This window comes from Pseudoalteromonas sp. S4741 (assembly GCF_005886135.1).
GTDB classification, from domain to species: Bacteria; Pseudomonadota; Gammaproteobacteria; order Enterobacterales; family Alteromonadaceae; genus Pseudoalteromonas; species Pseudoalteromonas tetraodonis.
The window spans coordinates 39,094-50,268 of record NZ_PNCN01000048.1 but is presented as its reverse complement, the minus strand read 5'-3'; the positions used below and the strand labels follow the sequence as shown (position 1 = coordinate 50,268).

Annotated in this window: 10 protein-coding genes; 4 read left to right on the top strand and 6 right to left on the bottom strand. The window is 40.3% G+C overall.

Annotated features, from left to right (window positions below; translation table 11 throughout):
- Positions 1-116 precede the first annotated feature (116 nt).
- A complete protein-coding gene (gene gshA, locus CWC30_RS08450; protein ID WP_069440342.1) occupies positions 117-1,694 on the bottom strand; it encodes a glutamate--cysteine ligase in 1,578 nt (525 codons plus the stop codon).
- A gap of 426 nt (positions 1,695-2,120) precedes the next feature.
- Here gshA and CWC30_RS08445 point away from each other — a divergent pair, with 426 nt between their 5' ends.
- The gene (locus CWC30_RS08445; protein WP_058154367.1) at positions 2,121-3,668 is read left to right on the top strand and encodes a methyl-accepting chemotaxis protein; all 1,548 of its coding nucleotides are present in this window, start codon (positions 2,121-2,123) and stop codon (positions 3,666-3,668) included.
- A 62-nt stretch (positions 3,669-3,730) separates the two neighbouring features.
- On the opposite strand, the gene clpB is transcribed toward CWC30_RS08445, so the two are convergent.
- The 3 genes from clpB to rluD form a co-directional block, all read right to left on the bottom strand.
- Positions 3,731-6,307 (bottom strand): ATP-dependent chaperone ClpB, encoded by a 2,577-nt coding sequence (gene clpB / locus CWC30_RS08440; protein ID WP_138626858.1) that lies wholly within the window; start codon positions 6,305-6,307, stop codon positions 3,731-3,733.
- Positions 6,308-6,403: 96 nt separating this feature from the next.
- Positions 6,404-7,135, bottom strand: coding sequence for a peptidoglycan editing factor PgeF (pgeF, locus tag CWC30_RS08435; protein ID WP_138626857.1), 732 nt, complete (start codon positions 7,133-7,135; stop codon positions 6,404-6,406).
- Between the two features lie 2 nt (positions 7,136-7,137).
- On the bottom strand, positions 7,138-8,115 hold the full coding sequence (gene rluD / locus CWC30_RS08430) for a 23S rRNA pseudouridine(1911/1915/1917) synthase RluD (protein ID WP_028835384.1): 978 nt from the start codon (positions 8,113-8,115) through the stop codon (positions 7,138-7,140).
- A gap of 141 nt (positions 8,116-8,256) precedes the next feature.
- Here rluD and CWC30_RS08425 point away from each other — a divergent pair, with 141 nt between their 5' ends.
- Positions 8,257-9,021 carry an outer membrane protein assembly factor BamD gene (locus CWC30_RS08425; protein ID WP_138562941.1) on the top strand — a complete coding sequence of 255 codons (765 nt, stop codon included), beginning with the start codon at positions 8,257-8,259 and terminating at the stop codon, positions 9,019-9,021.
- A gap of 55 nt (positions 9,022-9,076) precedes the next feature.
- Here CWC30_RS08425 and CWC30_RS08420 read toward each other — a convergent pair whose 3' ends face one another.
- On the bottom strand, positions 9,077-9,415 hold the full coding sequence (locus CWC30_RS08420) for a P-II family nitrogen regulator (protein WP_013464483.1): 339 nt from the start codon (positions 9,413-9,415) through the stop codon (positions 9,077-9,079).
- A 158-nt stretch (positions 9,416-9,573) separates the two neighbouring features.
- Between CWC30_RS08420 and CWC30_RS08415 the strand changes: the two genes are divergently transcribed.
- A complete protein-coding gene (locus CWC30_RS08415; protein ID WP_138626856.1) occupies positions 9,574-10,119 on the top strand; it encodes a GspH/FimT family pseudopilin in 546 nt (181 codons plus the stop codon).
- A 78-nt stretch (positions 10,120-10,197) separates the two neighbouring features.
- Positions 10,198-10,734: a GspH/FimT family pseudopilin gene (locus tag CWC30_RS08410; RefSeq protein WP_138626855.1), complete on the top strand. Its 537-nt coding sequence runs from the start codon at positions 10,198-10,200 to the stop codon at positions 10,732-10,734.
- Positions 10,735-10,740: 6 nt separating this feature from the next.
- On the opposite strand, the gene CWC30_RS08405 is transcribed toward CWC30_RS08410, so the two are convergent.
- Positions 10,741-11,166: a type IV pilin protein gene (locus CWC30_RS08405; RefSeq protein WP_138626854.1), complete on the bottom strand. Its 426-nt coding sequence runs from the start codon at positions 11,164-11,166 to the stop codon at positions 10,741-10,743.
- Between the last annotated feature and the right edge of the window lie 9 nt (positions 11,167-11,175).

The window sequence follows — 11,175 nt, the reverse complement described above, 5'->3', positions numbered from 1 at the left end:
AAGGGGCGTGAGCAGTCCGCGGAAGCTTCTGTCGGTTTTTACTTAGCCCACTAGGTTACAAACCTCGCGCCGCGATTAAACCGCTCCTAGTTTGAACAAATTGTAATTTGAAAAGGTCAACAGACCCTGAAGTATGTATCTAAAAATGCAGTAAATGATTGTTTATCAGCTTGTTCAATTGCCTTTTGAGCTTGGTACGACTCTGCAGCTTGTTGCTCTAGCCACGATTTTGAAAATTCAGTATAACTTGCTGTTTCATGGCTTTGTTTGTACTTCTGAGCAAGTGAGAGTGCAAAGTGGCCATTATCTAACCCTGATGCTTTTAACTGCTCAACATAACGACCAGAATACGTTAATGCCGGATCATGAATCCAAGTCGCCATGCGCTTAATGGTGTTTGAGTAGTAGTCAACATCGTAAGCCGTATCCATCCACTGAGCAACATCACTCAACTGACTAAATATTTCATCACCCCAAGATTCTAGGCTGCGCTGCTCATTATTAAAATTAAGCATCAAGCCTTGTTCTCGACCTTGGTTAACCACAGTATCAAGATTTTCAGTGCTACGAGTTTGCTCTTTCCAATCCATAGGCGCTGAATCTTTTAATAAACAATAAGTTAAAAACACATCTAAAAAGTGTATTTGCTCTAAGTCAATGCCAACTTCACTAAACGGGTTAACATCCAATGCACGAATTTCAATATATTCTATACCCGCTCTTAGCAATGCATCAGTGGGCGTTTCACCATTTTTTGCATTACGTTTAGGACGAATTGGCGAGTAAAACTCGTTCTCTATTTGCAAAATGTTTTTATTTAATTGCTTTGGCGTAGCACTGGTGTAATCGTCAATACTGCCGTAAATATCTGAAGGCGTATTTATGGCTTTTTTAAGTCCTGCGACATATTCATCTAATGAGTTATACATTACTCGTAATGACGATTGTGCGCTATTGGTATAGCCTAAGTTGCCTAAACGCAATGCGGTACCCACTTCCAAATATAAAGTGCCTTTACCGAGTTTTTTAAACGGTAAATCGCTTTTACGCCCTTGTAAAAAAGAGCTACATAATGCCGGCGATGCGCCAAACATGTAGCTAATTAACCACAGTTCACGTTTAAAGTTACGAATTAACGCCAAGTAACTATCCGATATAAAATCTTCAAGTTTCGCATTACTTTGCTTTAATGAATGCAGTGACTGCCATAGCGTTTGTGGAAAAGAAATATTGAAATGTACGCCAGCAATCGCTTGCATCATACTGCCGTAACGGTTCTTCAAGCCTTCGCGATATAGGGTTTTCATTTTACCGACATTAGAGTCGCCAAATTGTGCCAATACAATATCGTCTTGATGATTTATAAAGCACGGCATACTAATTGGCCACAACAATTCATCGCCCATATGTTCTAGGGTGAACTTTTGTAAATCTTTTAGCTGCTGTAAGGTTTGCGTTGATGACTCGCTAACCGGTGTAATGAACTCAAGTAAAGACTCAGAAAAATCAGTGGTAATATGCCCATTGGTGAGCGCACAGCCCACACCTTGAGGATGAGCCTGTTTTGAAATGGAACCATCGTGATTAATTCTTAATGATTCTCTCTCAATACCGCGCATAATGCCTTTAATAGCCTGTTGATTATCTGCATTAGATAGCGCGTTGAGCGTGTTCTTTAAATTATAAGTTGTCAAAAAAAAGTTTCCTCGAGCCAAGTGGCTTAATCATGAGGTTATGGGGTCTTTTTACCTTTACTCAAGATTAAACAATGAAAAAACTATATGAATTTATTAGATATAGTTTTTGCTGGATTTTAAACACGCTTTGTTTCACGCTAGAAAAGACAATCTTGCCATTGCCACCACGAATATACAATTTCTTTTACATATTATTTGCCATACCCCCCGCTGACAACATGGCGTTTTAAAACACTTTGATAAGATAGAGTTAAACCCTAAAAATTTGTCATAACTGAAAAATTCAATTACGCTTAATATTGATAAAGATCACATAAATATCAAAAAAAATGTCTTATTCCTGCTATTTTACACATATCACTAACGTATATTAGTTTTAGTAATTACAATAGCCGCCATAATAAAGAATGATAAAGAGTCACTATGCGTCGTAATCAAAGCTTAATAGATGAAGAAGTTAACTTCGAAGAACACCAAGAGTTGGTTTCAACCACTGACTTACGCGGTGTTATTACTTATGCCAATCATGAGTTTTGTAGTATCGCAGGCTACGAGATGGATGAACTGATAAATAAAAATCACAATATCGTTCGCCACCCTGATATGCCAAAAGCTGCATTTAAAGAAATGTGGGACACTTTAAAACAAGGCCATTCGTGGCGTGGCGCGGTAAAAAACTTATGTAAGGACGGCCGCTATTATTGGGTTGATGCATTTGTAACGCCTATTTTTGAGCATGGCCAACTTATTGGTTATCAGTCTGTACGAATAAAACTAGAGCAACGCGCAAAACGCAGAGCGCAAAAGCTCTATGCCAAAATTAACGCTAATAAATCATTATTCAGCTGGCGCGAACGCACATCATTAAGACAAGGTTTGAGCATTGCGGGTATTTTAATTTGGTTAGCCAGTGTCGCAATGTGGGGCTCTCTTTCGCTTGCCGCGATTAACTTATTAGTATGTATTGCTATTTTAGTTTTAAATTATGATGAGCTGGTAATCACACCTGCAACCCTCAAACAACAAAAAAGCCAAGCAGACTCTGTATCTCGTTATGTGTTTAGTGGCTCGCACCCACATAGTATTAGTGAGTATAGAGAGCAGATGCTCAGTGCTAAATTAAGAACGGTACTAGGGCGGGTAAAAGATTCAACCTTGAGTTTTAATTCGATTGCCCAAGGGTTAGATCAGCAATCGACGTTGACCGAGCAAGGTATTTCTTCTCAAGGCACTCAGCTAGAACAAATTGCTTCAGCCATGTCACAAATGAGTACCACGATTGGTGAAATCTCTACCAATACCAATAACACGGCTGATAAAGTGGGCATTACTTATCAAAGCTGCTCTGATATCAAGAATCATATTGCAGATAACAGTAAAATGGTGTCTGACTTAGCTGTACAAGTTGAGCAAGCGGCCGCAACAGCAACGGGGCTTGCCTCTGAAGCGGATAAAATTGGCCAAGTCATGAGTGAAATAGAAGGGATTGCTGAACAAACTAACTTATTGGCACTCAATGCGGCTATTGAAGCGGCACGCGCCGGTGAGCATGGGCGTGGTTTTGCCGTTGTTGCCGATGAGGTAAGAGCGCTGTCGTCACGAACTCAAAACGCCACAGCACAAATTCATAGCTCAATTAAAGAAATTCAAGATACCTTGTTTAGCTGGTCTAAAATCATGCAGAGCACAAAACAACAAGCCGATGACTGTGTTAATACAACAGGACAAACACAACAAGAGCTTGATAGTATTTTTATTCAAATTAGTGAAATTTCACAGCTCGCCACGGATATTTCAGCCGCAGCAGAACAGCAGCAGGTTGTAAGTAAAGACATTGGTAGTAATGTTGAAAAGATTAAAGGCTTAGGGGATGACAATTTACAATTGAGTTTTAGCGTAGCACGCGGTGCGGCTGAACTAGTTGAAGGCTCAAGAAAAGTGAATGACTTATTACTGACTTTTAAAGTTTAACAAACGCCCTAAAATAAAAACAAAAAAGCCGCTGAAAACAGCGGCTTTTTGCTGTGCTCAAATTATCGACTCGTAAACACTAAGCCGTCTTCGTTAGCATCAATGACAATGATACAACCTGGTTGAAAGTCATTATTAAGCAGTTTTTGTGCTAATGGATTTTCAATGGTTTGCTGTATTGCCCGTTTAAGCGGACGAGCGCCATAGACAGGATCAAAGCCACTGGCAGCAATTCGCTCAAGAGCAGCATCTGTCAACTCAAGTAAATACCCCATCTCTGTTAATCGTTGACGTAATTTACTTAATTGAATATCTGCAATTTCTTTAATATGACTATGTGAAAGTGAGTGAAATACCACTGTTTCATCAATTCGGTTAATAAACTCGGGTCTAAATTCATTCTGTAAAACGCCCATGACTTTTGCTTTAAGCTCATCATAGTCATTACTTCCCGCTTGCTCTTGAATGATATCTGAGCCCAAGTTGGAGGTCATAATGATAACCGTATTTTTAAAATCAACCGTACGCCCTTGGCCATCCGTTAAACGCCCGTCATCAAGGACTTGTAATAAAATATTAAACACATCTGGATGCGCTTTTTCTATTTCATCAAGCAAAATAACCGAATAGGGTTTACGACGAACAGCTTCGGTTAAATAACCACCTTCTTCGTAACCTACGTACCCTGGAGGCGCACCGACTAAACGTGCGACTGAGTGTTTTTCCATAAACTCAGACATATCTATACGCACCATGGCACTTTCGGTATCAAACATATAGCCTGCTAGTGCCTTGGTAAGTTCTGTTTTACCAACCCCTGTAGGCCCTAAAAATAAGAACGAGCCAATTGGACGATTGGGATCAGCAAGCCCTGCACGCGAACGACGAATGGCATTAGCCACCGCCACGACGGCCTCATCTTGACCAATGACTTTGTTATGTAACTGCTCTTCCATTTGTAATAGTTTTTCACGTTCACCTTGAAGCATACGCGCCACTGGGATCCCGGTCCAACGTGATAAAATTTCTGCAATTTCATCTTCGCCCACCTGATTTTTAAGCAAGCTCATTTCTTGCATTTCTGCTTGTGATGCTAAATCGAGTTTGCGCTCAAGCTCAGGTATACGTCCATATTGCAGTTCAGACATACGCTGCAAGTCACTTGCTCTGCGAGCCACTTCTAAATCAAGTCGTGCCTGCTCTAGCTCAGCTTTAATAACCTGCGTGCCTTGTAAAGACGCTTTTTCTGCATTCCATACTTCATCTAGTTCACGGTATTGCCCTTCAAGCTCAGTGATCAGCTCGACCATTTCTGTACGGCGCTTTTGACTTGCTTCATCTTTCTCTTTGGCCAATGCGTTATCTTCAATTTTTAATTGGATAATGCGACGCTCTAATTTATCTAAAGCTTCTGGCTTTGAATCAATTTGCAAGCGAATAGAAGAGCCCGCTTCGTCAATTAAATCGATTGCTTTATCGGGTAATTGGCGATCACTAATATAACGATGCGATAACTGCGCTGCGGCAACGATTGCGGGGTCGGTGATCTCCACTGAATGGTGTAATTCGTAACGCTCTTTCAAGCCACGCAGAATAGCAATGGTGTCTTCTACTGAAGGCTCTTCTATTAATACCTTTTGGAAACGGCGCTCAAGCGCAGCATCTTTTTCAATGTATTTACGGTATTCATCTAAAGTGGTTGCACCTACGCAATGGAGTTCTCCGCGTGCTAAGGCAGGTTTTAACATGTTACCCGCATCCATAGCGCCATCACTTTTACCAGCACCAACAATGGTATGAATTTCATCAATAAATAAAATAACTTGGCCTTCTTCTTTAGCCAACTCATTAAGTACTGATTTTAAACGCTCTTCAAATTCACCTCGGTATTTTGCACCAGCAACTAATGCGCCTAAATCAAGTGATAATACGCGCTTGTTTTTTAAGCCCTCAGGCACTTCACCATTAATAATACGCTGTGCAAGCCCTTCAGCTATGGCTGTTTTACCCACCCCTGGCTCACCAATTAACACAGGGTTATTTTTGGTACGGCGTTGTAATACTTGAATAGTGCGGCGAATTTCATCATCACGACCGATTACAGGGTCAAGCTTACCTTGCTCTGCACGCTCAGTTAAATCGATGGTGTACTTTTCAAGTGCTTGACGTGTTTCTTCCGCATTAGGATCGTCAACTTTTTGGCCACCACGAATCGCTTCAATTGCCGTTTCAACCTTACTCGCCGTAATGTTAAGTGCTTTAAAAACACTGCCAAGCGGGCCTTTATCTTCACACGCAACTAATACAAACAACTCACTTGAAATGTATTTATCTTTACGTTTTTGGGCGTATTTATCACATAGGTTTATCAGTGAAACCATGTTATTTGACAACTGTACATCGCCACCAACGCCTTCCACTTTAAATAACTTTTCTATCTCTTGTGATAATTTAGTGTTGAGTTCATCAACGCTGATGCTCATTTGTGCAAATAGTGCACGCACACTTGAGCCACTTTGTTTTAACAAAGCGTACATTAGATGCACAGGTTCAATAAATTGATGATCGCGACCTAGTGCTAATGATTGCGCATCTGAAAGCGCAGACTGAAATTTACTTGTAAATCTATCTAAACGCATGGGAGTTTACCTATAAAAAAACGAATTACTTAATAGATGGGTATGTTAGCGGGTTTGTTCAAGGTATTGTGGGAAAAATAATCACCTAATGATTATTTACTTGCGCCAGATCAAACTTGCCATACGACCGGTTTGGCCATCGCGCCGATAAGAAAAAAACAAGTTAGCTTGAGAAACAGTGCAATGCTCACCCCCGCTAATGTTTATAACGCCCTGTTGATTAAGTAAAATAGTTGCTATTAGATAGATATCAGCTAAATACTTTTCATTATTTTGAGCTTTGAACGCGCTGTGCATTAGGGGGTTATTTGCTGTAAATAACTCGACTACCTCTTGGCCTACTTGAAATTGATTAGCCCCTATTGCAGGGCCTAACCAAGCATGTATATTCGACGGGGCGTTTTTAAAACATGCCAGCGTATTGTTGATCACCCCTTGCTCTAACCCTCGCCAACCAGCATGAATTGCGGCCACTTCTTGCCCGTCACTCGATGAAAGTAAAATAGGTAAACAATCAGCGGTCATTATGGCTAAAGGTTGATTGCGTAATTGCGTGTATAGTGCATCGGCTGTGAGTGTTTGGTTGGGGTCAAATCGCTCATCCACTGTAATTACATCAGCGCTATGAACCTGATTTAACCAAATTGCCGGTTTAGGAAAATGAGCATTTACACGTGCTCTGTTATTTAATACATCTTGGCTGTTATCACCTACATGCAATCCTAAATTCAAGCTATCAAATGGAGGCTTTGATACGCCTCCATCCCGTGTAGTACTCAATGTGCCTACACCCTGAATAGATTGCCATGTAGCTGATAAGCCAAACATTGTTAACTCGCTATATCAGGGTTTGCTTTTGTATCTTCACGCAGTGCTTGAGTCATCGCCACCATATCATCAGGGATAGGCGCTTGCCAGGTCATCATTTCACCGGTGATTGGATGCGCAATACTTAATTTAACGGCATGAAGCGCTTGGCGCTTAAAGCTACGCAGTAACTCAAATAACTCAGGCGTTGCCCCTTTTGGTGGACGAGGACGACCGCCATAAGATTGATCGCCAATTAATGGGTGGTTTAAGTACGCCATATGCACACGAATTTGGTGTGTACGCCCAGTTTCAAGACGTAAACGCAAACGTGTATGGGCACGGAATTTTTCGGCAACACGGTAATGCGTAATAGCTGGTTTACCCATTTCATGTACTGCCATATGCGTACGCTGTGTAGCATGACGACCAATTGGTTTTTCAACCATACCACCGGCTGTCATAGTGCCATTACATAACGCTTCATATTCACGTGTGAAGTTTTCGCGCTTTTGCAGTGCTTTAACTAAATGTGTTTGTGCCTGAATCGTTTTAGCGACAACCATTAAACCTGTTGTGTCTTTGTCTAAACGATGCACAATACCCGCTCGTGGCACGTTAATAATTTCTGGATAGTAGTGTAGTAAAGCATTTAACACCGTACCATCAGGGTTACCTGCGCCAGGATGAACCACTAATCCCATTGGTTTGTTGATCACTAAAATATCATCGTCTTCATAAACGATGTTTAATTTGATATCTTGTGCTTCGTATTCACGAGGTGCTTCTATTGTTGTTTCAACAGCTACAACTTCACCACCGAGTAGTTTTTCACGCGGGGTGTTGAAAATTTCGCCATCAACAGTGATTTTATCATCTAAAATCCACGTTTTTATCCGTGATCGTGAATAATCAGGGAACAATTGCGCTAATACTTGGTCTAGACGTTTACCACCTAAGTCTGTTGGGACCTCGGCTTGGAGAGATATTTGCTCTGACATTAGTAACTTTACCCAATTTACCAGTGCAAGCTGTGCTTGACTGGGTTAGAATCGCTTTTAATAAAAGCATAACATAATACGCATAGTTTACTCGGTTTTACCCACTTGGCCTAGCCGAAGACATCGAAGGTAACAAATAAAATGATAAATAAAATAGGGAAACGTGCATTCGCCATTGTTTTTTCAGTTTCAGTGCTTAGTTTAGGGGCCTGCTCGTCTGCACCTGACCAAGAAGATATTCAACGCGTACCCAACAGATCGGCACAAGCATTATACGAAGATGCAAAACAAACGCTTGATTCTGGTTTATACGCTCGTGCAATTGAATTATTAACGGCAATTGACTCTCGCTACCCGTTTGGTCCGTTTTCAAAGCAAGTCCAAATGGATTTAGTGTACGCGCATTACCAATCAGGTAATACAGAGCAAGCACTTGCTACCATTGACCGTTTTATTCGCTTAAACCCAAACCACAAAGATTTAGATTACATGTACTACATGCGTGGCTTGGTTAATATTAAGGCGGATAAAAATGCTTTCCAAGAATACTTTGGCGTAGACAGAGCCGACAGAGATGCTAAACGCACCCGTGTTGCTTATACCGACTTATCAACTTTGGTTAAACGTTTTCCAGATAGTGATTATGCGCCAGAAGCAAAACGTCGTTTAGTTTGGTTATTAAACCGCATGGCACGTTATGAGCTAAAAGTGGCAACTTACTATTACGAACGTGAAGCCTATTTAGCAGCCGCAAATCGCGGTAAATATGTGGTAGAGCACTACTCACAAAGTAGCTATCTTGATGCGGCACTCGCCATGATGGAAAAAAGTTACGAGAAGCTTGGCTTGACTGAACTAAGTCAGCATGCAGAGCAAACGCGTAAATTTAATAGCAGAAATAAATAACACGAAAAAGGCGCTAGTTATAAAATTAGCGCCTTTTTTTACAAGGTTTACTCGACTATATAGCCTCTTCATCCTCTTCTGCAGTACGAATTCGAACCACACGTTCTACGTCAGTGACAAATATTTTACCATCACCAATTTTGCCAGTTTGTGCTGTTTTAACAATAACATCAATAGCACGTTCTACGTCTTCATCACCGAGCACAATATCTAGTTTTACTTTAGGTAAAAAATCCACCATGTACTCAGCACCACGGTATAGCTCTGTGTGGCCTTTTTGACGCCCAAACCCTTTTACTTCACTTACTGTCATACCCGTAATGCCTACATCAGATAATGCTTCACGCACATCATCGAGCTTAAACGGTTTAATGATTGCTTCTATTTTTTTCATAGTAATTACTTTTGAAAGCTTCAGTTGCCTCGATTTTAGACAATCATGAGGTTCATAGCAAACAAAGAGATTGAATAGCACCGGTGAAAAATAAACATGGTATGATTATTTTAATAAAAATAACTATACTAAAACATCACCGAGTTAATGAGATTTATATGAAAACTAAGCACCGTGGATTTACCCTATTAGAGTTAATGGTCACCGTAGCCATTGTTGGCATTATAGCCACTATTGCGTTGTGGAACAGTAGCGATATGCTGGAAGAAAACCGAGGTGAAAATTTTTTATTAGAACTTAAACGTAATATTAGCTTTGCACGCTCACAAGCGGCTAGTACCGATGAGATCGTAATTGTGTGCGCTGCTCCAGGTACAAAAGTAAAAAGTAATGATAAAACCCTAACTTGCTCAAGTAAATGGGATGTTGATCAAATAATTATTACCTTTATAGATGCTAATAATAATGGCCAATATAATAATGAAACAGATAGCTTGATCAGAGTCATGGAGGAAATTAGTCCTAATGATCGCGTTTCATTTACAGATACCCGTATACGATTTAATACCAGCGGACGTATAACTACAAATCCTGGGAACTTCATATTTTGTCCTAACGGCGACAACAAAAACCAAAAAGCGTTAACATTAACGAAATCAGGCACCGCTTTTTATTTAGGGGATACCACAGAGAGCTGTGGTTAAAAGCCATTTCATACTTTGTCGTTTTTTTGATTGTTTACTAAACTAATATAATGGACTGTTCAATGAAAGGCTTCAGGGATGAAGTTAATTATAAGTGTTCACAAAAATGGTGGCGTTACATTATTAGAATTACTAGTAACCATTTCAGTTATAGCGATACTAAGCCAACTCTCTTTATGGTTTTTTCCTGATTTCTTGGCGCTCAATCGCGCAGATAACCAGATTAATCTATTACACAGAAACATTAATTATGCACGTCTTTATGCAATAGAAAATAATAGCTACGTCACTCTATGTGCCTTGAAAAATAATGAGTGTTTAGAAGATGATTGGGACAATCAGGTGTCACTTTTTATTGATAACGACAAGTCAACCTCTTTGGATGATGACGAGCGCCTTATTAGTACCTTTGAACATACCCATCCCTCTGATAGCTTAGAGTATCCTCGGGATGCCATCACTTTTAGACCCGACGGCTCTTTAAACGGCTTTCAAAATGGGACTTTTATATATTGCCCCAATAGCGATAAAGCCAATCTCGAAGGATTGGCTTTATCTGTAAGTCAAACGGGTAGAGTACGTATAAAATCAACTGACAAATGCCAAGAAGAATAACCTTAATTACCTTCCCCAGCAGTAGTCAATATCTTTCCCGTCGTTTGTTTTAGCACCTTTAGCACCTTTAAGACCTGTATCAGTTATAAAAAGCTCAGTGCAATCACCATCTCCTTTTACCGGCCCTGCAATAGGTTTTGCAGTGACTGTAAAAGTATTTTTATCAACTACTTTAATCGCTAATTCGAAATGCCCATTCTCTGTTTTACTTTGAATCCCTAAATTACTCGCTAATTCTGTATACTCTCTGTTATCTACAAAGTACTGCTCTTGCTTATTAGCTGCATCTAATAATGCAGCAACTGCCTCTGCGCGCGAAGCACGCTTCACATACTCTGTATAATTAGGCAATGCAATTGCTGCAAGTATACCGACGATAGCAACCGCTATCATCAGCTCAATTAAGGTAAATCCATGTTGCTTTTTATTCATTTAAACACC

Excerpts from the sequence above, each read along its gene's own strand:
- CWC30_RS08445 (WP_058154367.1), top strand. The coding sequence starts at position 2,121 with ATGCGTCGTAATCAAAGCTTAATAGATGAAGAAGTTAACTTCGAAGAA.
- clpB (WP_138626858.1), bottom strand. The coding sequence starts at position 6,307 with ATGCGTTTAGATAGATTTACAAGTAAATTTCAGTCTGCGCTTTCAGAT.
- pgeF (WP_138626857.1), bottom strand. The coding sequence starts at position 7,135 with ATGTTTGGCTTATCAGCTACATGGCAATCTATTCAGGGTGTAGGCACA.
- rluD (WP_028835384.1), bottom strand. The coding sequence starts at position 8,115 with ATGTCAGAGCAAATATCTCTCCAAGCCGAGGTCCCAACAGACTTAGGT.
- CWC30_RS08425 (WP_138562941.1), top strand. The coding sequence starts at position 8,257 with ATGATAAATAAAATAGGGAAACGTGCATTCGCCATTGTTTTTTCAGTT.
- CWC30_RS08420 (WP_013464483.1), bottom strand. The coding sequence starts at position 9,415 with ATGAAAAAAATAGAAGCAATCATTAAACCGTTTAAGCTCGATGATGTG.
- CWC30_RS08415 (WP_138626856.1), top strand. The coding sequence starts at position 9,574 with ATGAAAACTAAGCACCGTGGATTTACCCTATTAGAGTTAATGGTCACC.
- CWC30_RS08410 (WP_138626855.1), top strand. The coding sequence starts at position 10,198 with ATGAAGTTAATTATAAGTGTTCACAAAAATGGTGGCGTTACATTATTA.
- CWC30_RS08405 (WP_138626854.1), bottom strand. The coding sequence starts at position 11,166 with ATGAATAAAAAGCAACATGGATTTACCTTAATTGAGCTGATGATAGCG.